Here is a 20,893-nt window from a genome sequence, read left to right as displayed (position 1 = left end):
TGCCGCCTACTGATTCAATTTCCTTGTAGGTAGTTGTAGCAGCATTTCTTGAACTTCTGCCCACTGGCGCACGGGCAACTGTCATTGCGCCCCAGCTTCAACTGCACCGTCGGGTCGATGAAGTACCAGCGTCCGCCGTTCTGCACGAACGAGGAACGCTCGCGGTGGCTGTGTTCACCCTGGTGGTCATGCCAGCGCGCGGTGAAGGTGACGAAGGCGTGTTCCGGCTGGCCGCCGAAGACTTCCGAACTCTCCACCTCAAGGCCGAGCCAGGTGCTCTGCGCACTCCAATCACTGATCGATTGGCGATTCAGGCCCGCTTGCTGGGCGGGCAGGGTGGTTGCTACCAGATAATCGATCAGCCCCAGCACATAGGCGCTGTAGCGCGAACGCATCAGTGCTTCGGCGCACGGTGCCGGATGGCCGTCGTGATAATGGCCGCAGCAGGCCTCAAGCAGATTGCCGCTGCCGCACGGGCAAATGGCTGTACTCATTGCATTACCACCAGTATTTCCCGAAGTTTTCCGGATTGGCCCAGAACCTTGAGTTGAGCCAGTCGGGGACTTGTTTGTAGTCAAGCAGATCATAGGTGAACAGGGTCAGCACTTGATCATCGCGTTGAAAACGTTCACTGGCTTGCAGCGCCAGTGAATAGAAGTCGGTTTCCTGCCAGCCGCTGGCCGACAGATCCGCCAGCGCGGCGATGCGGCTGGCGTTGAGATTGCGAATCCCGCCCAACAGGTTCAGGCCATCGCGCTTGGGCAAATGTTCCAGGCAATCGACCACCAGCGCCAGATCGAAACGCTGCGCCGCCAGGTCCGCCGGCAGTGCGCCCGGCGCGGCATGGGCCACGACGGTGTCTGGATGTGCCTCTTTAAAAGCGCTCAGGGCCGGAAATTCACTGGCGCCAATCAGCAGCAGACGCGCCGGGGCGTAGCGATCCAGCAAAGCGGCCAACGCCTGTTGCGGCGTGCGGGAAGAAATGGCGACGTTCATCAAAGCTCCTCAATCAGACCGCCAAGACTAGCCTGCCTGACGGTGGCGGCAAAGCGCCCTGTTCCGCCCGTTTGCGGCAAATGTGCCGAAGTCCTGTGAACAGGCGCGCAAACAGCCGTGGCCTATTGCTGGCGGAGATTAAAACTCCGGTCTTTACTCCCTGAATCGGTTCTAAGCCGATCCCTCAGGAGAAAACCAGATGAGCATAGTTCGGACAGCATTACCTTTGATTCTGCTAACCAGTGTGTTGACGGGTTGTGCAGGTTTACAGAAAACCGACTGGCCGACCTGTGCGGCGGTCGGTGGTGTTGTCGGTGCCGGTCTCGGCGCAACCGAGAGTGCGGCGTGGGCCGGCTACGGTGCGTTGTTGGTCGGTGGCACGGCAGCGGCCTATTGCTGGGTACACGGTGATGGCGACGAAGACGGCGATGGTGTGCCGGACAGTCGCGACAAGTGCCCGGGCACGCCTAAAGGCGTGCAGGTCGACGCTGACGGTTGCCCTCCACCAGCACCTGCACCTGTGGTCGAAGAAGCTGTAGTGGTCAAGGAAGAAACCATTGTTATCCGTGATGTGCACTTCCAGTTCGACAAAGCCACGCTGACCGGCCCTGACAAGCAAGTGCTCGACAAGGTCGCCACCCGCCTGAAACAGGAATCCTCGACCGCACAACTGACCGTGACCGGTCACACCGACAGCGTGGGCAGCGATGCCTACAACAAGAAACTGTCGGATCGTCGTGCGCACTCGGTGGTGGACTACCTGATCCAGCAAGGTGTGCCACGCGCCAGCTTCGTTTCGGTGTCCGGTATGGGTGAAAGCCAGCCAGTGGCCGACAACAAAACCGCTGACGGTCGCGCACAGAACCGTCGTACCGAAATCAAAATCCAGCGTTAAGCCCCTCTCGCATCCGCGGCTTGTGCAGTCGCGGATGCGGGTCTTTACTCCTGTGTAACCGGTATGGGCCGGTGACACAGGAGCTTTTACAATGACTGTTTTCTCAAGGTCCGTCTTGCCGGTGCTACTGCTAGGCAGCTTGCTCACCGGTTGCGCCACCCACAGCGATGGCACTGCACCCCTCAATCAACGTACGTGGCCGATCTGCAGCCTTATCGGCGGGCTGGTCGGTGGCGGTCTCGGCGCCCTCGAAAGTGGCGGCTGGGCCGGTGGCGGCGCAGCGCTGGGGATTCTTACCGGCGGACTGATCTGTTATGCCCAGGACGGCGATGAAGACGACGACGGCGTATTCGACCGCCGTGACCGTTGCCCGGACACCCCGGAAAATACTCCGGTCGATCACCGTGGCTGCCCGCTGCCGCAATACCCGGTCACGGAAAAAGTGCCGGAGCCTGCGCCGCAAACGGAAGTCATTACCCTCAGTGATGCCGGCAATGTCCTGTTCGACTTCGACAAATCCGACCTGACCCCGGCGGCGAAAGCCCAGCTCGATACGCTGATGGACAAACTGCGTAATGCCGACGTGGTGAGCATCAAGGTCGTCGGCCACACCGACAGCAAAGGTTCGGATGCCTACAACCAGGCCTTGTCGGAACGGCGTGCGAGCAGTGTCGCCGCGTATCTGCTGAGCCAGGGCCTGGCGCCGAACAAACTCACCAGCGAAGGTCGCGGCGAAAGCGAGCCGGTTGCCGATAACGCCACCGACGAAGGGCGCGCGCAGAACCGTCGTGTGGAGTTGCACATCAATCGTTAGGAAGCGTCTGTAGGACGCGGGCTAGAGCTGCCGGGCGACGCTCAGCGTCGTTTCGGCAGCCATTTGGCAGGCGAACGCAGTTTTTTCATTTTTCCCTCTGGCTTATCCCCCGCAGAAGCCGTTACTGTGCGCCCAAAGAATAATTCGCAACACGGGGGAGCGTATGAAAGTGTTCTGGGGGCTGGGGCGGTTGTTGACCCTGCTGTTCTGCTGCGTGGTGCTGGCCAATCAGTTGGTGCCGTTCGTACATCCGTTGCATCTGCTGGTCAATCTGGCCGGCGGTCTGTTGTTGCTGATCCATCTGCTCGAAGTGCTGCTTTGCAATCGCAGCCTCAAAGGTCGCCCGCACCCTTGGCGTGACCGTGGCCGTATCCTGCTGTTCGGCGTATTCCACCTGCAAACCATCCCGGCCCCGGCCGTTCCGGAGGCTTCTTCCCATGCGTAAACTCTGCTTGCTCGCTGCATTCATCAGCCCATTGGCCTGTGCCCAGGTGGTCAGCGTCGAAACCAATTCCCTGATGCGTTTGCCCAATAACACCAGCACTTTGCAGCTCGAACGTCTGGACGTGGCCGATTACGGCACCTTGCTGATTCCTGCCAACGTCACCGAACTGACCGTGGGCGAGTTGCGTCTTGGCCATGAAGCGCGCATTGCGATCGTTCCGGCTGAACAGGCGCTGGAATTGAAAGTGGCCCGCGCTGAACTGAGCGAAGGCAGCCAGATTACTGCGCGCGGGGCGCCGGGGACTTATGAAAAAGCCGCCCGTGCAGGGCGCAATCTGAATCTCCAATTCAAGGCGTTGAACGCGCCGCAACTGTTGGTCGATGCCCGTGGCGGCACCGGTGCGCCGGGTTTTGTTGGCCTGGATGGCGGCAACGGTGAAGACCCGGGCTGTACTTATGGCGCAGCCGGGCATGGTTTTGATGGCAGTAACGGCAGTGATGGCCAACCGGGCGCACCGGGTGCGCTGGTGCGTCTTGAAGTGCCGCGCGAGTTTCCGGCCGAGCTGATCAAGGTCAATGTGGCGGGTGGCAACGGTGGCCCGGCGGGTGTTGGTGGCAAAGCAGGCAAGGGCGGCAAGTCCAAGGGCTGCCTGGTGTACCGCGCCGATGGCGGCAAGAATGGCAAGGCCGGGGCTGATGGTCAGCCTGGACCAGTGGGGGCGGCGGGTGCCGTGACCGTGCAACGCCTGTAAAAGCTTTCCCTCACCCCAGCCCTCTCCCGTCGGGAGAGGGGGCCGACCGAGATGTCTGGCGTTATACATCGACCTGAAATTCCGAGTCGATTATGGATTCAGACCCAATCGTTCAGGTCGGCGTATCCCTCAAATATCCACCATTCAGTTCCCTCTCCCTCTGGGAGAGGGCTAGGGTGAGGGGCTTTTGATCTTTGCCCCTATCTTCAGAATATCGGCCGAGCCGCGGCAATCGCCACCAGCACCACGCCGACTATCAAGTTAATCCCCACCAACCGGCGAATGCGCCCGAGCACCGCCGCACCCACCGGCCAGTCCTTCGCCTCCACCGCCTTGCGCAGTTCCGGCAGCATCAACCCTTGAATGCGGATAAACAGCGCCGTCATTACCACGTACAGCCCCATCATCACCTGCACATACTTCGGCGCGGTCTCGAACCCGATCTGCTGCAAATGCAGCATGCCCACGCCACTGATCGGCAGCAGGATCACTGCGACCCAGACCCAACGGAAAAAACCTTGAAACACTTCCACCCACAAGGTCAGGCGGGCAGGGCCGTCGAGGGCCTTCACAGCCGCGGGGCGCAGGACCATCCAGGCGAAAAACATGCCGCCGACCCAGACTAAAGCGGACAGCACATGCAGGGGGTAAACGAGGCTAAAAGGTGTCATTGGGGCACTCCGTTCTGCGCGGGATTAATTAGCGGGGTATGATAGCCGCCATCCGAAACCACTGAAAATTTATCCAGCGTTTTTTGCGCCCGACAATTCATGATCAGCACTGAACTCAAAACCACGATCCAGGGCGCCTATTCGCGTTTTCTAGAGGCCAAGAGCCTCAAACCGCGTTACGGCCAGCGCCTGATGATCGCTGAAATCGCCAAAGTCCTCGGGGATATCGACACCGACGACGAAGGTCGACGCAGTGGCGACCCCGCGATTGTCGCGGTGGAAGCCGGCACCGGTACAGGCAAGACAGTGGCCTACAGCCTGGCCGCGATCCCCACCGCCAAACTGGCCGGCAAACGCCTGGTGATCGCCACCGCGACCGTGGCCCTGCAAGAGCAGATCGTCTACAAGGATTTGCCCGACCTGATGCGCAACAGCGGGTTGAACTTCAGCTTCGCCCTGGCCAAGGGCCGTGGCCGCTACATGTGCCTGTCCAAGCTCGACATGCTTTTGCAGGAAGGCCACGCGCAAACCGCCACCGCTCAGCTGTTCGAAGAAGAAGGCTTCAAGATCGAGGTCGATGAGGCCAGTCAGAAGCTGTTTACCAGCATGATCGAAAAACTTGCCGGCAATAAATGGGACGGCGACCGCGACAGCTGGCCGAATGCGCTGGAAGACGCCGACTGGGCGCGCCTGACCACCGATCACAGCCAATGCACCAACCGTCATTGCCCGAACTTCGGCCAGTGCGCCTTCTACAAGGCCCGCGAAGGCATGGGCAAGGTCGACGTGATCGTCACCAACCACGACATGGTTCTGGCTGACCTGGCCTTGGGCGGCGGTGCGGTGCTTCCCGACCCTCGCGACACCATTTATGTGTTCGACGAAGGCCACCACCTGCCGGACAAGGCCATCGGCCACTTCGCCCATTACACACGCCTGCGCTCCACCGCCGACTGGCTCGAAACCACGGCCAAAAACCTGACCAAGTTGCTGGCCCAGCACCCGCTGCCGGGCGACCTCGGCAAGCTGATCGAGCAAGTGCCGGAGTTGGCGCGCGAGATCAAGGCCCAGCAGCAGTTCATGTTCAGCGCCTGCGAGCAGGTCGCCGACTTCAAGCCCGGCGAAGACGTCGAGGGCCGTGAGCGCCCGCGCCATCGTTTCGTCGCCGGGGTGATTCCCGAGCACATGCGTGAAATGGGCATCGAGCTGAAAAAAGGCTTTTCGCGCCTCAACGACCTGTTCACCCGTCTGACCGACCTGCTCAAGGAAGGCATGGACGGCGAAGTCAACATCGGCATCGCCAGCAATCAGGCCGAAGAGTGGTATCCGCTGTTCGGCAGCCTGTTGTCCCGTGCCTCCGGCAACTGGGAGTTGTGGACCGCGTTCACCGCCGAAGACCCGGAAGACAGTCCGCCGATGGCACGTTGGCTGACGTTGGCCGAAAGCGGTTCGCTGTTCGATATCGAGGTCAATGCCAGCCCGATCCTGGCGGCAGAAACCTTGCGCCGCAGCTTGTGGAACGTGGCTTACGGCTGTCTGGTGACCTCGGCGACCCTCACGGCGCTGGGCACTTTCGACCGCTTCCGCATGCGCGCCGGCCTGCCGAAAAAGGCCGTCACGGCTGTGGTGCCGAGCCCGTTCCATCACGCCGACGCCGGTGTGTTGCGGGTGCCGGACCTGAAAGCCGATCCACGCGATGCCGCCGCACACACGGCAGCGATCATCCGTGAGTTGCCCGATCTGGTCGAAGGCTCGCGCGGCACCCTGGTGTTGTTCTCCTCGCGCAAACAGATGCAGGACGTGTTCGACGGTCTCGACCGCGACTGGCGCAAGCAAGTGTTCATTCAAGGCAACCTGTCAAAACAGGAAACACTGAACAAGCACAAAGCGCGGGTCGATGGCGGTGATTCGAGCGTGCTGTTTGGTCTCGCCAGTTTCGCCGAAGGTGTCGACTTGCCGGGTGCCTACTGCGAACACGTGGTGATCGCCAAGATCCCGTTTTCGGTCCCGGATGATCCGGTCGAAGCGGCGTTGTCGGAATGGATCGAAGCCCGTGGCGGCAATCCATTCATGGAAATCTCCGTGCCCGATGCTTCGCTGAAGCTGGTTCAGGCCTGCGGGCGTCTGCTGCGCACCGAAGAAGACCGCGGCACCATCACCTTGCTTGATCGGCGCCTGGTCACCCAGCGCTACGGCAAGGCGATTCTCAATGCGTTGCCTCCTTTCCGTCGTGAAATATCCTGAGACAACGGTGGGCAGTTTTGCCCGCCGTGTTGTCTATCTCTCTGCCATCGCTTTTCCATTGGCCTTAGTTGGTCGTTAGGGAGAACTCCGTTCTTATGATCCGCCGTTCGTTGCCTGCCGTTTTTGCCTTGATCTTCGCTGCCCCGTTGCTGGCAGCGCCTGCCGGTCAGCAGACTCTGTTCAACTTTGTCCGTCCTGCCGACGTGGTGAAAATCGCCACAGAAAACGCTGATCTGCCACAAGCCAACGCCGAGCAAACGCCTGAGGGCGAAGTGCTGCGCCGGGTGACCTTCAACCCGGTCGCCCGCCCGACTTTGCGCCTGACACCGCAGACCGGCGCCTGGGACTGGTCGCAGTCAGGCATGATGACCTTGCGTTTGCAGAGCGCAATGGACTGGGCGGTAACGGTCTACGTACAGATCCAGAGCAACGACGGCCGCACTCTGGTCAGCCGCGTCGACCTGCCGGCCGGGCCTGCGCAAACCCTGCTGGTACCGCTGGTCGCGTCGACACCGCTGAGCCAAGGCATGAAAGCCGGGCCGCCGATGCCGATGACGGTCGATGGTCAACGGATCCTGCTGGCCAGCAGCAGCGGCGAGATCGACCGCAGCCAAGTGGTCTCGGTGAGCCTGTCGATGGATCAGCCGAAAGTCGCGCAGAGCCTGCTGCTCGAACGCTTCGGTGTGCAGGACGGCGATTCGGTTACCCAGGCTGTTTACGGCAATCTGGTCGACGCCTACGGGCAATCGACGCGCAGCAAGTGGCCGGAAAAGATCAGCAACGACGAACAACTGAAATCCGCCGCCGCCAAGGAACAGCAACAGCTGAAAACCTGGCTGGCCGAGCGCGAGAAGGCCTCGCTGGACAAGTTCGGTGGCTGGAGCAAAGGCCCGGCCTTCAAGGCCAGCGGGTTCTTCCGCACCGAGAAGCGTGATGGCCGCTGGTATCTGGTCACGCCCGAAGGGCACCCGTTTTATTCGCTGGGCGTGAATACCGTTAGCCCGGAGGTCAACCAGACCTACGTGGCTGGCCGTGAGCACATGTTCGAATCCCTGCCTAAAGCGGATGAGCCCTTGGCCAGACATTTTGGCGAAGGCGACAACCGTGGCGGCAACGGTGTTGATCAAGGCCGGGGTTATGGCAACGGACGCTGGTACGACTTCTACGGTGCCAACCTGCAGCGCGTGTACGGTGAACCGTGCAAAGCCGACAGTGAGAGCAAGTCCGGGGTAGCCGAAGCCGCCAAGTCGGCAGCCGCTGAAACGGTCGCCGTGAAAGCCGCAGAGCCTGCCCCTGTGCCGGCCGAGCCGAAGTCCGGCGTCGCTGAAGCGGCCAAGACTGAAACCGTGCAAGCGACGACAGAACCGGTTGCCGAGCCGTGCAAGGCCACTATCGATGAGCAGCAGTGGGCCAGCCACACGCTCGATCGCCTGCAAGCCTGGGGCTTCAACACGATCGGTAACTGGAGCGCCGACTCGCTAAGTGATGCCGAGCGCGTGCCGTATACCTTGCCGTTGTCGATCGTCGGCGACTACACCAGCATCAGCACCGGCAGCGACTGGTGGGGCGGCATGCCGGATCCGTTCGATCCGCGTTTCGCCATGGCCACCGAACGCGCCGTGGCCATTGCCGCCCGTGATCACCGCGACGACCCGTGGCTGATCGGCTACTACGCCGACAACGAACTGGCGTGGGCCGGTCCCGGCGATGATCCGAAATCCCGCTACGCGCTGGCTTACGGCACGTTGAAAATGACCACCGACGTGCCGGCCAAACGTGCTTTCCTCAAGCAGTTGCGCGACAAGTACCGCAATCAGGCCGGTCTGTCGAAGGCGTGGGGCATCGATCTTCCGGCCTGGGAATTGATGGAAGACCCGGGTTTTGTGCCACCGCTGCCAAGTCCGGAGCATCCGGAAATCGAGGCTGACTTCAAATATTTCCAGAAAGTCTTCGCCGACACTTACTTCAAAACCATTTCCGACTCGCTGAAATGGCACGCGCCGAACCAGTTGCTGCTCGGCGGCCGTTTCGCCATCAGCACGCCGGAAGCCGTGGCCTCCTGCGCGCAATACTGCGATGTGCTGAGTTTCAACATGTACACGCTGAAACCGCAGGACAGTTATGACTTTGCCGCGCTGGGCGCTTTGGACAAACCGGTATTGATCACTGAGTTCAACTTTGGCTCCACTGATCGCGGCCCGTTCTGGGGCGGTGTGACGCAACTGACCAAGGAAGAAGATCGCGGCCCGGCGTATGCCAATTTCCTCAAGCAAGCCTTGAGTGAGCCATCGATAGTCGGCGTGCATTGGTTCCAGTATCTCGATCAACCGGTGACCGGGCGTCTGCTCGATGGCGAGAATGGGCATTTTGGTCTGGTCGGGGTGACGGATCTGCCGTATCAGGGCTTTGTCGAAACGGTGCGCAAGAGCAACTTGCAGGCGATTGATCAGCTCGGCAAAGAGGCTGAGAAAGCGGCCGCAGCGGCGGGGCATGAGGCTGAGGGCGGGCGCAAAGGCGAGGCCGGTAAAGGGCCGGGGGCAGGGCATGCCGGTGGACATTCGGGGAATGGTCACTAACCTGTGATGCTCTAAAAAGATCGCAGCCTGCGGCAGCTCCTACATGCGAACGCGTTTCTCTGTAGGAGCTGCCGTAGGCTGCGATCTTTTGACTTGGCTTTTAACCGTCTGGCCCGCAGCTGTTCCCAAATCCCTCTGGGGCTGGAACAATGCGGGCCACTTTGTAGAGCGTTTTCGTGGGGGAGTTGGGGTGCAGATTCAGGGACATTACGAGCTTCAGTTCGAAGCGGTGCGCGAAGCCTTTGCCGCACTGTTCGACGATCCCCAGGAACGCGGCGCAGCCCTGTGCATCAAGGTCGGTGGAGAAACCGTTCTCGACCTCTGGTCCGGCACTGCCGACAAGGATGGCACTGAGGCCTGGCACAGCGACACCATCGCCAACCTGTTCTCCTGCACCAAAACCTTCACCGCCGTCACCGCGCTGCAACTGGTCGCCGAAGGCAAGTTGCAACTGGATGCTCCGGTCGCCCGCTACTGGCCGGAATTCGCCGCCGCCGGCAAAGAATCCATCACCCTGCGCCAATTGCTGTGCCATCAGGCCGGTCTGCCGGCGCTGCGTGAGCTGCTGGCGCCGGAAGCCCTCTACGACTGGCAAACCATGGTCGACGCCCTCGCGGCTGAAACTCCGTGGTGGACGCCGGGCACCGGTCACGGCTATGCCGCGATCACTTACGGCTGGCTGATCGGCGAGTTGCTGCGCCGCGCTGACGGTCGCGGGCCGGGTGAATCCATCGTCGCTCGTGTCGCCAAACCTCTGGGGCTGGATTTTCACGTCGGTCTGGCTGACGAGGAATTCCATCGCGTGGCGCACATTGCGCGCGGCAAGGGCAACGCCGGTGATGCCGCCGCGCAACGTCTGCTGCAAGTGACCATGCGCGAACCAACCGCGATGACCACCCGCGCTTTCACCAATCCGCCGTCGGTGCTCACCAGTACCAACAAACCGGAATGGCGTCGCATGCAGCAACCGGCGGCCAACGGCCACGGCAACGCGCGCAGCCTGGCCGGTTTTTATGCCGGTCTGCTCGACGGCAGCCTGCTCGAAAGCGACATGCTCGAAGAGCTGACCCGCGAACACAGCCTCGGCGAAGACAAGACCTTGCTGACCCGCACCCGTTTCGGGCTGGGCTGCATGCTTGATCAACCGGACGTGGCCAACGCCACTTATGGCCTCGGCTCCAAGGCGTTCGGCCATCCGGGCGCGGGCGGTTCCATCGGTTTTGCTGACCCTGAGCATGATGTGGCCTTCGGTTTTGTGACAAATACCCTTGGGCCGTACGTCTTGATGGATCCGCGCGCGCAGAAGCTCGCGCGGGTGCTTGCCACTTGTCTGTAAAGTTCCACTCGGGGTGCCAGGGCCGGAACCTCGAACGGTTTTTCGTTTCAAAGCGACTGTTTATCCGGGCGAAAGTGCTCTGATTTTTCATTACTTCATTTTGTGGATTTTCAATGTCATCTAAAAAGACTCTCGCCCTGGCCCTGTGTGTAGCGATCACCGGTTGTGCACAGACCCCGAAAAACGATGCGGACGGTGGTAGTTGGTGGCCGTTCGGTTCATCTGACAAGGTTGCGGCCAAAGAACCCGCGCCGGCGCCTTTGAAACCGGCTGCTACCGCACCCGTGGCCAAGACCGAAAGCAGCCCGTGGTACTGGCCGTTCGGTTCCGATGATGAAGCGGCCAAGGCCGACATGAAGGCCGAGGTCGCTCCCGAAGCGAAAAAACCGGTAACCGTGGCCAAAGCTGAGGCCGATGCGGGTGGCAAATGGTGGTGGCCGTTCGGCGGCAAGGATCAACCCACCACCAAAGCCGTGCCGATGCCGGATCCGAAAGTGACCCAAGCCTGGCTCGACGATTACGAGCCGCGTCTGCGTGAAGCGGTCAAGGACAGCAATCTGCAACTCGAGCGTCGTGACAACGTGCTGGTCGTGACCGCGCCGGTCGAAGGCTCGTTCAACCCGGATCGTCCAGCCATGTTGCTGCCGGTCACCCTCGGCCCGTTCACCCGCGTTGCGAAAATCCTCGAAGCCGACCCGAAAACCGCCGTTCTGGTGCTTGGTCACAGTGACACCAGCGGTGCCGCTCCGGCCAACATTAAACTCAGCCAGGAACGTGCCCAGTCGGTTGCCGCGATCTTCCGCCTCAGCGGCTTGCAGCGTGATCGCCTGATGCTGCGCGGTATGGGTTCGGAAGCGCCGCGTGCCGCCAACGACAGCGTTGAAGGTCGTGCCCTGAACCGTCGTGTTGAACTGCTGGTGACCCCGCAGAACACCATGGTTGCCTTGCTGAGCAAGTACAACATGCCTGCACCGAAGCCCGTGACCATGGTCGCTGCGCAAGACGTCAAGCCCGCCGCCAAACCGGTAACCCCGGCCCCAGCTGCGAAAAAAGCCGCTGTTCCGGCAACCAAAAAGGCTCCAGCGAAAAAAGCGGCTGCCAAGGCACCGGCCAAAAAAGCCCCGGCCAAGGCCCCAGCGAAAAAGACTGCTCCAGCCAAAGCCGCCGCGACCGACAAGAAAGTCGCCGCGACCGATACCACCAAGAAGTGATCCGCTAACGAAAAGGAATGCGCCATGACCCAGGCTCTGGCAGATATGCGTCGTGATTACACCCGGGATGGTCTGACCGAGGCGCAAGCCCCGGCCGAGCCGTTTGCGCTGTTCCACCAGTGGTTTGCCGACGCGGTGAAGACCGAACAGGCGCCGGTGGAGGCCAACGCCATGACCCTGGCCACGGTCGACAAGGATGGGCGACCGCATTGCCGCATTCTGCTGCTCAAGGGCCTGGACGAGCAGGGCTTCACCTTCTTCACCAACTACGACAGCGCCAAGGGCCAGCATCTGGCGGCCAACCCGTTTGCCGCCATGACTTTCTTCTGGCCAACCCTGGAGCGCCAGGTGCGCATCGAAGGGCGGGTGGTGAAGGTCACGCCCGAAGAGTCCGATGCCTATTATCAGGTGCGTCCACTGGGCAGCCGTCTTGGTGCATGGGCATCACCGCAGAGCCGGGTGATCAACGGGCGCGGTGAGCTGGAGGATTTGCTCAAGGCTACCGAGCAGCGTTTCTCCGACACGCAACCCGACTGCCCGGAACACTGGGGTGGTTACCGCTTGCTGCCTGAGCGCATCGAATTCTGGCAGGGCCGTCCGAGTCGTCTGCACGATCGCCTCAACTACCGTTTGCAGGGCGCCGACTGGATTCTTGAACGTCTGGCACCTTAAGCAGTCTACCGAGCGGGATAGCCTGCCGCAGCGGCCTCCAGCCACTTCGGCAGATCCCGGCGCTTGATCTTCTGCACCTGAGCGTTCGCCAACTGTTCGAGCATGAAGGCGCGTTTGCCTTCATCCTTGCCGGCCAATGACAACGCCAGATCGCGATCCATCCAGCGTTTGATCCGCACGTACAACCACCAGTGGAAGTACAAACCGGCGACAGTGGTGACGACGATGATGAAGTAATCCATGAAAATCCTTGGTGTCGTTGACGCAGAATCGGTAATTTGGCGCTACTGTAGGGCTAAGTCAGGAACAGCGTGCAGGTGTCTGTACCGCACCTGAATGAAAGCCAATTTATCCGGGCGGCGTCGTGACAGGCGTCAAGCCACGGAGTTTAATGACTATATGTTTCTTTGGAGTTGATGCTATGCGTAAGTCTGTTCTGCTGGTTGCTTCCTTTTCCACGATGGCGATGTTGCTTACCGGCTGCCAATCGAGCCTGACCGGTGACTCCTACTCCCGTGACGAAGCGCGTCGTGTGCAGACGATTCGCATGGGCACCATCGAATCCCTGCGCCCGGTGAAAATCGAAGGCACCAAGACCCCGATCGGCGGCGCTGCAGGCGCAGTGGTCGGCGGCGTCGGCGGCAGCGCCATTGGCGGCGGCAAGGGCAGCATCGTTGCTGCAGTTATCGGTGCGGTGGCGGGCGGTCTGATCGGTTCGGCAACTGAAGAAGGTCTGACCCGTACCCAGGGTGTGGAAATCACCGTGCGTGAAGACGACGGCAGCATGCGTGCCTATGTGCAGCAGGTTCAGGAGAACGAAGTGTTCCGCGTTGGCGAGCGGGTACGCATCTCCACCGTTGGCGGGACCAGCCGCGTTTCGCACTAAGCGGAATTCAGGGTAAAGAAAACCCCGATCAGGTGACTGGTCGGGGTTTTTTTAGGATATTTACTCGCTTTCATAACAACCCATTTGAAAATTGTATTTAGAGTCGTAGAAAGATCGACCGATTAAAGCTTCCAATTGCTTTATCTGCTCTTGGTCGAGGTCATAACCAAAGATTTCGTCTTCGGGATTGACCCAATGCATGATTACTCTGAGCCGCTCAATGTTTCCATCGGGAACGGGGATCTCGAAAACTAACCGAGCTGTGCGTTTATTAAATGCCTCGACGGTGTGCTTCAGCTTGAAGTTGCCATAAGTCATTCGATGCACACCAACTGAACTATATGAGTTGCGTCCAAGAGCTTTTCTCCAGTCCAGTCCTCCAGAACTTTGATCTGCTCTTCGTCTAAATCAGAGCCATCGAACTCATCTTCAGGTTGTTGCCAGTTCATCAGCGCCTTCAATGCTTCCTCGTGATGCGCCGCGATCTCTACGGTCAGGAGCAAATCCTCAGTCTTTCGATCGAATACCTCTATTACATGCTTCATTTTTCTACTCTCCTTGTGGAATCGGCAGGCTTTGTTTGTTCCCCTGTTTTCGGGTCGTATTCTCCAAGATGTTTTCCTTGCTTGGTGTACATCTCAACCTTGCCATGCTGAGAGTCCCATTCGTAAATTTTCCCCGATGCATCTTTCCAACGTCTTCGCTTTTTTCCTCCACCGCGAACGGAGGTTTTCAGTGGTGCAGGTTTCACGTCTGGAAAGGCCGGCAGCGAAACAGGGGCGGGGTGGTATTTGAAATCTCTAGGGACGTTTAAGACTATATATACCGGCTGAACCAACGAACCTGGTGGAAAAACCAGAACAAAATCCCGGTAGTCCGGCGGATAAACCGGATTGACCAGAATTTCATCCGCCGCTTTCGTCGGCGGATAAACCCAGATGTGCGGTGCCTGCAGTCCAGCCTCCAGCGCGGGAATACCAAGGATGTCCGAACCATCCACAGCAGGCGTCCAGATCAGTTCTACACCTTCACCCAAGTCAGCAATGAACTGGCTGTCACGCAACTTGAACTGCACGACATCAACCATTTCCCAATCGCGATTCTTGCCGGTGTAGAAGCCGTAGCCTTTCAGGCTGCCGTCGGCCTGCTGTTCGACCCTCAACCGAACACGCGTTCGTGCCTGTTCAAGTCCACGCAACTGCTCGTCGGTATAAAGCGCGCTGTCACCAAGACTCGAGGGCATGACCAGCGCCACCAGGGCCACCAATGGCGTGATCACTGCGGTGGATATAACGGTGGGCAATCCTTTGAAAGCTGAACCCGCCAATGCAAAACTGCCAAAGCCCGCCGGGATGGCCGTTGCGCCGATTTTCTTTAGAGGAACTTCGCCGCTTTCATCGGCCTCACGCGCACCCAGCAGTATGAGATCGCCGTAGTCCTTCAGACTGTCAGTCGGCACCATCCCCGAAGGACTGGAGTAATCGATAATCGCATCCGGCAGTTTGCAGGACTTGGCGAATACGCAGCCAGCGCGCACGGAATCGGCTTTTTTGACCGCCACCTCACGGCTGCGCTCGAAAGCTTCTTGTCGCGCCAGCATGGCGTCGTAAGCGTTTTGTCTGGCCTCGCGCTCGGCCAGTTCACTGGCAGTCATGTAGCGGTAAGTGACGTGATGCCCGTCGCCTTGCGGTGGGTTTTGAACCCGGGGAATGTCCTTGTTGCCAGCCACTGATCGTCCTTTCGTTCATCCGTCGACAGCCCTTCGCAAAGGGCCGCGCAACGTTAACGAAGCAGGAAAATGATGGCTGTAGGACGCGTCTCTAAAGATCTGGGGATTGTTCGACGGATGCTGGTCTGTAGATAGGCTGTTGTTCGAGACTCAGAGGATTGAGCCTGCAGGAAAAGTTTGTTCAGCGCACTACAGTAATTTGTCGAGCACGAACTCTTTGAACCAAGGTGGCTGAGTATCTGATTTGATCTCAATCAGTTCGCCATCGGTGATCTCCGCAATTTGCGTGAGGCCTTCGCTACCTTCATCCGAGTTGTCGAAAATGTAGGCTCTGTTGGAGGTCAGGATGGCATCAGACAGAAGCTCCAAAGATCTCCAGTACCGCGCCTCTATCTTTTCAGGAGGAACGCTGTGCCCACCTTGTTTAACGCGATATGCAACCCTGGCAATGTTGATTTGAGGATCAGCGGTAGCGACGTAGTAAACATAAACTCTATAACCGGAGGCATGAGCTTCAGCGAGCAGTTTGACCTTGTCAGAGGACGACATCACGGTTTCAAACGTAAAGCTGATGCGCTCTTTGATCAGGGACCTTCGTATGAAGTCGGAAAGGGCTGATGCGACGTAGGAGTCGATTTCAGTATTTGCGAAGCTGAGCCGCTCACCGTCGATTGTCAGGGAATCCAGCTTTGCCAATGAGTGAGGGGCTTTCTTGAGCAGAGCGTGCTCACGGAAAAATTCAAAAATGTCTTCTTTGTGGTCTTCGATACGATTAAGAAGTGAAGTCAAAATATCCGGTATCTTTGATTGAGCGCTCTATGTCATCAGGATTTATGTAGTTCCCCAGCAAATGCGCGGGAACCAGTCGATTGAAGGTGCTTTTTCCTGACCCGTTCGGGCCGGCGAATATCCGTATTCTCGGTGTGCTCAAGAAATAACCTGTTTCGAGGATTTGTTGATGCGCAGGCGAGTGCCGCTTTTCAGGTTTCCGTAGGTGCCTATTGTGCGCAAAGCAATAGAACTCTTCTCTGTCACTTCAAATAGCTGACCATCTTTAGCTACGAGCACAGCAGCACCATTGGCGAGCGCCATTTTGTAGGCGTTGCTGAATGCCTTCAGAGCGATGTCCGGAATCCGAGACTCCTGTATGGAAATCTGATCGTCCGTCATTGGGCGTTTTTCTGCTTTACGTGACATGGATGACTCCAGAATCGGTGCTGAGAAGGTGCGGCTGTCGACCAAAGATATAGCACACTTGCAAGATTCAGAGCCAAGCCCCTCTGGATTGAAGGGCTTCGACTCTTGTAGAAAAATGCGTCTCAAGCGTTTTGCAGAGTATTCCGGCGACTCGCCGCCGCCGTCACCGCATAACCAATCAACGCTGCCAGAATCGACCCCGTCAAAATGCCCATCCGGTCCATCCCGGCGTAGTCGCTTACACCCGGCTCAAAGGCCAGCGAACCGACGAACAGGCTCATGGTGAAGCCGATGCCGCACAGAATGGCCACACCCAACACCTGGCCCCAGTTGGCGCCTTGGGGCAGGGTGGCGATGCCGATCTTCACGGCCAGCCATGTCAGGCCGAAAACACCGACGGTCTTGCCCAGCAGCAGGCCTACCGCAATGCCCATCGGCACGTGGTGGGTGAAGCTTTCCACGGTGACGCCGCTCAGCGACAACCCGGCGTTGGCAAAGGCGAACAGCGGCAGGATGCCGTAAGCCACCCATGGGTGCAGCGCATGTTCGAGGGTCAGCAACGGCGACGGCTCGGCATTTTTCGTGCGCAGCGGGATGCAGAAGGCCAGAGTCACGCCGGCCAGCGTTGCGTGGACACCGCTCTTGAGTACACAGACCCACAGAATCAAACCGATGATCATGTACGGCCCGAGCTTGACCACCCCGAGCCGGTTCATCGCCACCAGCGCCGCGATGCACGCTGCTGCAAGGCCCAGCGACAGGGTCGAGAGTTCGCCGGAGTAGAAGATCGCGATGATCACGATAGCGCCGAGGTCATCGATGATCGCCAGGGTCATCAGGAACAACTTCAGCGACACCGGTACGCGCTTGCCGAGCAGAGCCAGCACGCCGAGGGCGAAGGCGATGTCGGTCGCGGTCGGGATCGCCCAGCCGTCGAGCGCCGCCGGATTGTCACGGTTGAGGAACCAGTAGATCAGCGCCGGCACCAGCATGCCACCGATGGCTGCGGCGCCGGGCAGGACGATCTGCGACGGTTTGGACAACTGGCCGTCGAGCACCTCGCGCTTCACTTCCAGGCCGATGAGCAGGAAAAACATCGCCATCAGACCGTCATTGATCCACAGCAGCAGGGGTTTAGCGATTTTCAACGCACCGATCTGCGCTACCACCGGGGTGTCGAGCAGGCCGGTGTACAGCCACGACAGCGGCGAGTTGTTGATAATCAGAGCCAGGATGGCCGCGGCGATCAATAACAGACCGCTGGCAGCTTCCAACTGAAAGAAACGCGTGAAAGTGCTACGCAGAGGCAAGGTCGCTCTCCATCGATAAAGTCAAAAGGTGGGACACCCTAACCCGTACAGTTAGTTGTTAAAACAAAAGTTATATTCTTTTTTGTTATATGTCGTTACAAGGTGTCTGGCTCAAGCCACGCTGAGCCTAGCAGTTGCCTGACATATTGAGACTCAGCTGTATCTGTGCGCGCTATAGGATTTTTCCTAAGCTGATGAGCAACCCTTTCGAACAGCTTCATCTCCTGCCGATTCAACGAGAACCATCACCATGAGCGACAACCGACAGTGGGCCCGCGAAGCCATCCGCATCATCGAGGCGGATTTTCAGCGCAGCGCCGACACCCACCTGATCCCTTTGCCGCTGCCGGGTTTTGCGGGCATCGAGTTGTACTTCAAGGATGAGTCCAGCCATCCGACCGGCAGCCTCAAGCACCGCCTGGCTCGTTCGCTGTTTCTCTATGCGCTGTGTAACGGCTGGCTCAAGCCCGGCGCGCCGGTGATCGAGGCGTCCAGCGGTTCGACGGCGATTTCCGAAGCGTATTTCGCACGGATGCTGGGCTTGCCGTTCATTGCGGTAATGCCGGCGACCACCTCCAAAGAGAAGATCGCGCAGATCGCTTTCTACGGTGGTCAGAGCCATCTGGTGAAAGATCCGACGCAAATCTACGCCGAATCCGAGCGCCTGGCCCGTGAGCACGGCGGCCACTTCATCGACCAGTTCACCTACGCCGAACGGGCCACTGACTGGCGCGCGAACAACAACATCGCCGAATCGATCTTCCAGCAGATGCGCTACGAGAAACACCCTGAACCGAGCTGGCTGATTTCCAGCCCCGGCACCGGCGGCACCACCGCGACGCTGGGTCGTTATGTGCGCTATCGCCAGCATTGCACCCGCGTGTTGTGCGCCGATGCCGAGCGTTCGGTGTTCTTCGATTACTACCAGACGGGCGACGCCGGTTTGCGTCTGGATTGTGGTTCGCGCATTGAAGGCATTGGCCGGCCACGCGTTGAAGCGTCGTTCCTGCCCAAGGTGATCGATGCGATGGTCAAGGTGCCGGATGCCCTCTCGCTGGCGGCCATGCATTATCTGGCGCAGCGCCTGGGGCGGCATGTCGGTGGGTCGAGCGGGACCAATCTGATCGGCGCCCTGATGGCGGCGCAGCAGATGAAAGCGGCCGGGGAGTCGGGGTCGATTGTGGCGATTCTGTGCGATGGCGGCGAGCGGTATGCCGACACTTACTACGACCAGGATTGGCTGAAGGCGCAGGGGTATGAGTTGAGTGGGTTGATCGAAGCGGTGGCGGCGAGTGCCGAGCGCGGTGAGCCGCTGCCGACTTCAGTGCTGCGCGCGAATATCTGAAGAAATACACATAACAATGTGGGAGCTGGCTTGCCAGCGATAGCAGAGGGTCAGTCAACATCTATGTTGAATCTGATTCCGTCATCGCTGGCAAGCCAGCTCCCACAGGGTTTTGTGGCGGTTCAGATGATTAGTCAGTCAGGCCGAGAATGTCCCGCGCCACGGCTTCAGCAATACGAATCCCGTCAACACCTGCCGACAGAATCCCGCCCGCATAGCCCGCGCCTTCTCCGGCCGGGAACAAGCCCTTGACGTTCATGCTCTGCAACGACTCGTTACGGGTGATGCGCAGCGGCGACGACGTGCGTGTCTCGATCCCGGTCAACACCGCATCATGCAGCGAGTAGCCGCGAATCTGCTTCTCGAACGCCGGCAGTGCTTCACGGATCGCCTCAATGGCAAAGTCCGGCAGGGCCAAGGCCAGATCACCCAGCGCCACCCCCGGTTTGTACGACGGCTCGACTTCGCCCAGTTCGGTCGAAGGAATGTCGTTGATGAAATCGCCGACCAGTTGCGCCGGGGCTTTGTAATCGCTGCCGCCGAGGATGAATGCATGGGACTCCAGGCGCTCCTGCAACTCGATCCCGGCCAGCGGGCCACCCGGGTAATCGACTTCCGGGGTGATGCCGACAACGATGCCGGAGTTGGCGTTGCGCTCGTTGCGCGAGTACTGGCTCATGCCGTTGGTGACCACGCGGTTCGGCTCGGACGTCGCCGCGACCACGGTGCCGCCCGGGCACATGCAGAAGCTGTAGACCGAACGGCCGTTCTTGGCGTGGTGCACCAGTTTGTAGTCGGCAGCCCCGAGTTTCGGGTGCCCGGCGTATTTGCCAAGACGCGCACGGTCGATCAGCGATTGCGGGTGTTCGATACGGAAGCCCACCGAGAACGGCTTGGCTTCCATGAACACGCCACGGCTGTGGAGCATGCGGAAGGTGTCGCGGGCACTGTGGCCGAGGGCCAGAATCACGTGTTTCGAATGCAGGGTTTCGCCGCTGGCCAGTTGCACGCCGACCAGTTGGCCGTCTTCGATCAGCACGTCGCTGACGCGTTCCTGGAAGCGCACTTCGCCGCCCAGTTCGCGGATCTGTTCGCGCATGTTTTCAACCATGCCGGTCAGGCGGAACGTACCGATGTGCGGTTTGCTGACGTAGAGGATTTCTTCCGGCGCGCCGGCCTTGACGAACTCGTGCAGGACTTTGCGGCCGAGGAATTTCGGGTCCTTGATCTGGCTGTACAGCTTGCCGTCGGAGAACGTGCCCGCGCCACCTTCGCCGAACTGCACGTTGGATTCGGGGTTGAGCACGCTTTTACGCCACAGGCCCCAAGTGTCCTTGGTGCGCTGACGCACTTCGGTGCCGCGTTCGAGGATGATCGGCTTGAAGCCCATCTGTGCCAGTAGCAGGCCGGCGAAGATCCCGCACGGGCCGAAACCGACAACGATCGGGCGCTGACTCAGGTCGCTTGGCGCCTGGCCGACGAATTTGTAGCTGACATCCGGCGCCACGTTGACGTTACGGTCGTCGGCGAACTTGCCCAACACCTTGGCCTCGTCGCGCACTTGGAGGTCGATGGTGTAGATGAAGCACAGTTCGGAGGACTTTTTGCGCGCGTCGTAGCTGCGCTTGAACAAGGTGAAATCGAGCAGATCATCGCTGGCTATGCCCAGACGTTGCACGATGGCAATGCGCAGGTCTTCTTCGGGATGGTCGATTGGCAGCTTGAGTTCAGTGATTCGTAACATGGCGAGGATCCGGGTTCGCGGGGCGCACAACTGCGCCAGGGCGTTTGAAGGCCGCGATTATAAGCCGCAAA

General features: G+C 59.6%; 22 protein-coding genes. 11 read left to right on the top strand and 11 right to left on the bottom strand.

Annotated elements, in window-relative coordinates:
- Positions 1-14: 14 nt before the first annotated feature.
- Together QZR14_RS04455 and QZR14_RS04450 are read right to left on the bottom strand one after the other, a co-directional pair.
- Complete coding sequence (locus QZR14_RS04455; RefSeq protein WP_311995980.1) at positions 15-494, bottom strand: YchJ family protein; 480 nt, start codon at positions 492-494, stop codon at positions 15-17.
- A 4-nt stretch (positions 495-498) separates the two neighbouring features.
- Complete coding sequence (locus tag QZR14_RS04450; RefSeq protein ID WP_250603293.1) at positions 499-996, bottom strand: DUF6231 family protein; 498 nt, start codon at positions 994-996, stop codon at positions 499-501.
- A 199-nt stretch (positions 997-1,195) separates the two neighbouring features.
- On the opposite strand from QZR14_RS04450, the gene QZR14_RS04445 reads away from it, so the two are divergent.
- The 4 genes from QZR14_RS04445 (at position 1,196) to QZR14_RS04430 (ending at position 3,901) form a co-directional block, all read left to right on the top strand.
- Entirely contained in the window at positions 1,196-1,891 is a 696-nt protein-coding gene (locus tag QZR14_RS04445) for an OmpA family protein (protein ID WP_250603295.1), read from the top strand.
- A 91-nt stretch (positions 1,892-1,982) separates the two neighbouring features.
- Positions 1,983-2,705, top strand: a complete 723-nt coding sequence (locus QZR14_RS04440; protein ID WP_250603297.1) for an OmpA family protein — start codon at positions 1,983-1,985, stop codon at positions 2,703-2,705.
- A gap of 163 nt (positions 2,706-2,868) precedes the next feature.
- Positions 2,869-3,150, top strand: a complete 282-nt coding sequence (locus QZR14_RS04435; protein ID WP_250603299.1) for a DUF1145 domain-containing protein — start codon at positions 2,869-2,871, stop codon at positions 3,148-3,150.
- Complete coding sequence (locus QZR14_RS04430; RefSeq protein ID WP_250603301.1) at positions 3,143-3,901, top strand: collagen-like protein; 759 nt, start codon at positions 3,143-3,145, stop codon at positions 3,899-3,901. The genes QZR14_RS04435 and QZR14_RS04430 overlap by 8 nt, the downstream gene beginning before the upstream one ends.
- Before the next feature lie 206 nt (positions 3,902-4,107).
- Here the strand turns inward: QZR14_RS04430 and QZR14_RS04425 are convergent, their stop codons facing one another.
- A complete protein-coding gene (locus tag QZR14_RS04425) occupies positions 4,108-4,572 on the bottom strand; it encodes a CopD family protein (RefSeq protein ID WP_311995979.1) in 465 nt (154 codons plus the stop codon).
- 99 nt (positions 4,573-4,671) lie between these two features.
- On the opposite strand from QZR14_RS04425, the gene dinG reads away from it, so the two are divergent.
- The 5 genes from dinG to pdxH all read left to right on the top strand — a co-directional run bounded on the left by dinG (position 4,672) and on the right by pdxH (position 12,611).
- The gene (gene dinG, locus QZR14_RS04420; RefSeq protein ID WP_038358136.1) at positions 4,672-6,816 is read left to right on the top strand and encodes an ATP-dependent DNA helicase DinG; all 2,145 of its coding nucleotides are present in this window, start codon (positions 4,672-4,674) and stop codon (positions 6,814-6,816) included.
- 95 nt (positions 6,817-6,911) lie between these two features.
- Positions 6,912-9,392, top strand: a complete 2,481-nt coding sequence (locus QZR14_RS04415; RefSeq protein ID WP_311995978.1) for a beta-galactosidase — start codon at positions 6,912-6,914, stop codon at positions 9,390-9,392.
- Positions 9,393-9,582: 190 nt separating this feature from the next.
- Positions 9,583-10,728, top strand: a complete 1,146-nt coding sequence (locus tag QZR14_RS04410) for a serine hydrolase domain-containing protein (protein WP_311995977.1) — start codon at positions 9,583-9,585, stop codon at positions 10,726-10,728.
- Positions 10,729-10,841: 113 nt separating this feature from the next.
- Positions 10,842-11,939 carry an OmpA family protein gene (locus QZR14_RS04405; RefSeq protein ID WP_250603309.1) on the top strand — a complete coding sequence of 366 codons (1,098 nt, stop codon included), beginning with the start codon at positions 10,842-10,844 and terminating at the stop codon, positions 11,937-11,939.
- A gap of 24 nt (positions 11,940-11,963) precedes the next feature.
- A complete protein-coding gene (pdxH, locus tag QZR14_RS04400) occupies positions 11,964-12,611 on the top strand; it encodes a pyridoxamine 5'-phosphate oxidase (protein ID WP_250603311.1) in 648 nt (215 codons plus the stop codon).
- Positions 12,612-12,616: 5 nt separating this feature from the next.
- On the opposite strand, the gene QZR14_RS04395 is transcribed toward pdxH, so the two are convergent.
- On the bottom strand, positions 12,617-12,853 hold the full coding sequence (locus tag QZR14_RS04395; protein ID WP_311995976.1) for a hypothetical protein: 237 nt from the start codon (positions 12,851-12,853) through the stop codon (positions 12,617-12,619).
- Positions 12,854-13,032: 179 nt separating this feature from the next.
- Here QZR14_RS04395 and QZR14_RS04390 point away from each other — a divergent pair, with 179 nt between their 5' ends.
- A complete protein-coding gene (locus QZR14_RS04390) occupies positions 13,033-13,497 on the top strand; it encodes a glycine zipper 2TM domain-containing protein (RefSeq protein WP_007969461.1) in 465 nt (154 codons plus the stop codon).
- Between the two features lie 60 nt (positions 13,498-13,557).
- On the opposite strand, the gene QZR14_RS04385 is transcribed toward QZR14_RS04390, so the two are convergent.
- From QZR14_RS04385 to nhaA, 6 genes are all read right to left on the bottom strand, one after another.
- Positions 13,558-13,815 carry a DUF7683 domain-containing protein gene (locus QZR14_RS04385; protein ID WP_250603315.1) on the bottom strand — a complete coding sequence of 86 codons (258 nt, stop codon included), beginning with the start codon at positions 13,813-13,815 and terminating at the stop codon, positions 13,558-13,560.
- Positions 13,812-14,042 (bottom strand): DUF7683 domain-containing protein, encoded by a 231-nt coding sequence (locus tag QZR14_RS04380; RefSeq protein WP_250603317.1) that lies wholly within the window; start codon positions 14,040-14,042, stop codon positions 13,812-13,814. The genes QZR14_RS04385 and QZR14_RS04380 overlap by 4 nt, the downstream gene beginning before the upstream one ends.
- The gene (locus QZR14_RS04375) at positions 14,039-15,226 is read right to left on the bottom strand and encodes a colicin E3/pyocin S6 family cytotoxin (protein WP_311995975.1); all 1,188 of its coding nucleotides are present in this window, start codon (positions 15,224-15,226) and stop codon (positions 14,039-14,041) included. Before QZR14_RS04375 ends, QZR14_RS04380 begins: the two co-directional genes overlap by 4 nt.
- A gap of 189 nt (positions 15,227-15,415) precedes the next feature.
- Positions 15,416-16,015: a zeta toxin family protein gene (locus QZR14_RS04370; protein ID WP_311995974.1), complete on the bottom strand. Its 600-nt coding sequence runs from the start codon at positions 16,013-16,015 to the stop codon at positions 15,416-15,418.
- Between the two features lie 138 nt (positions 16,016-16,153).
- Positions 16,154-16,423 carry a hypothetical protein gene (locus QZR14_RS04365; protein WP_250603321.1) on the bottom strand — a complete coding sequence of 90 codons (270 nt, stop codon included), beginning with the start codon at positions 16,421-16,423 and terminating at the stop codon, positions 16,154-16,156.
- A 122-nt stretch (positions 16,424-16,545) separates the two neighbouring features.
- Positions 16,546-17,733, bottom strand: a complete 1,188-nt coding sequence (gene nhaA / locus QZR14_RS04360) for a Na+/H+ antiporter NhaA (RefSeq protein ID WP_093438734.1) — start codon at positions 17,731-17,733, stop codon at positions 16,546-16,548.
- 250 nt (positions 17,734-17,983) lie between these two features.
- Here nhaA and QZR14_RS04355 point away from each other — a divergent pair, with 250 nt between their 5' ends.
- A complete protein-coding gene (locus QZR14_RS04355) occupies positions 17,984-19,078 on the top strand; it encodes a PLP-dependent cysteine synthase family protein (protein WP_311995973.1) in 1,095 nt (364 codons plus the stop codon).
- A 130-nt stretch (positions 19,079-19,208) separates the two neighbouring features.
- On the opposite strand, the gene QZR14_RS04350 is transcribed toward QZR14_RS04355, so the two are convergent.
- Positions 19,209-20,822: an NAD(P)/FAD-dependent oxidoreductase gene (locus QZR14_RS04350; RefSeq protein WP_311995972.1), complete on the bottom strand. Its 1,614-nt coding sequence runs from the start codon at positions 20,820-20,822 to the stop codon at positions 19,209-19,211.
- Positions 20,823-20,893: the final 71 nt, after the last annotated feature.

Origin of the sequence: Pseudomonas sp. rhizo66, assembly GCF_031931925.1 — a bacterium.
In the GTDB taxonomy this organism is placed as follows: domain Bacteria; phylum Pseudomonadota; class Gammaproteobacteria; order Pseudomonadales; family Pseudomonadaceae; genus Aquipseudomonas.
The sequence above is the reverse complement of the archived record's forward strand: the minus strand, read 5'-3'. Positions and strand labels throughout refer to the sequence as shown.

Coding starts and splice junctions, on each gene's coding strand:
- QZR14_RS04415 (WP_311995978.1), top strand. CDS start 6,912: ATGATCCGCCGTTCGTTGCCTGCCGTTTTTGCCTTGATCTTCGCTGCC.
- QZR14_RS04365 (WP_250603321.1), bottom strand. CDS start 16,423: ATGTCACGTAAAGCAGAAAAACGCCCAATGACGGACGATCAGATTTCC.
- QZR14_RS04350 (WP_311995972.1), bottom strand. CDS start 20,822: ATGTTACGAATCACTGAACTCAAGCTGCCAATCGACCATCCCGAAGAA.
- QZR14_RS04395 (WP_311995976.1), bottom strand. CDS start 12,853: ATGGATTACTTCATCATCGTCGTCACCACTGTCGCCGGTTTGTACTTC.
- QZR14_RS04440 (WP_250603297.1), top strand. CDS start 1,983: ATGACTGTTTTCTCAAGGTCCGTCTTGCCGGTGCTACTGCTAGGCAGC.
- QZR14_RS04405 (WP_250603309.1), top strand. CDS start 10,842: ATGTCATCTAAAAAGACTCTCGCCCTGGCCCTGTGTGTAGCGATCACC.
- QZR14_RS04435 (WP_250603299.1), top strand. CDS start 2,869: ATGAAAGTGTTCTGGGGGCTGGGGCGGTTGTTGACCCTGCTGTTCTGC.
- QZR14_RS04380 (WP_250603317.1), bottom strand. CDS start 14,042: ATGAAGCATGTAATAGAGGTATTCGATCGAAAGACTGAGGATTTGCTC.
- QZR14_RS04445 (WP_250603295.1), top strand. CDS start 1,196: ATGAGCATAGTTCGGACAGCATTACCTTTGATTCTGCTAACCAGTGTG.
- QZR14_RS04455 (WP_311995980.1), bottom strand. CDS start 494: ATGAGTACAGCCATTTGCCCGTGCGGCAGCGGCAATCTGCTTGAGGCC.
- QZR14_RS04430 (WP_250603301.1), top strand. CDS start 3,143: ATGCGTAAACTCTGCTTGCTCGCTGCATTCATCAGCCCATTGGCCTGT.
- QZR14_RS04450 (WP_250603293.1), bottom strand. CDS start 996: ATGAACGTCGCCATTTCTTCCCGCACGCCGCAACAGGCGTTGGCCGCT.
- QZR14_RS04425 (WP_311995979.1), bottom strand. CDS start 4,572: ATGACACCTTTTAGCCTCGTTTACCCCCTGCATGTGCTGTCCGCTTTA.
- QZR14_RS04355 (WP_311995973.1), top strand. CDS start 17,984: ATGAGCGACAACCGACAGTGGGCCCGCGAAGCCATCCGCATCATCGAG.
- pdxH (WP_250603311.1), top strand. CDS start 11,964: ATGACCCAGGCTCTGGCAGATATGCGTCGTGATTACACCCGGGATGGT.
- QZR14_RS04390 (WP_007969461.1), top strand. CDS start 13,033: ATGCGTAAGTCTGTTCTGCTGGTTGCTTCCTTTTCCACGATGGCGATG.
- dinG (WP_038358136.1), top strand. CDS start 4,672: ATGATCAGCACTGAACTCAAAACCACGATCCAGGGCGCCTATTCGCGT.
- QZR14_RS04385 (WP_250603315.1), bottom strand. CDS start 13,815: ATGACTTATGGCAACTTCAAGCTGAAGCACACCGTCGAGGCATTTAAT.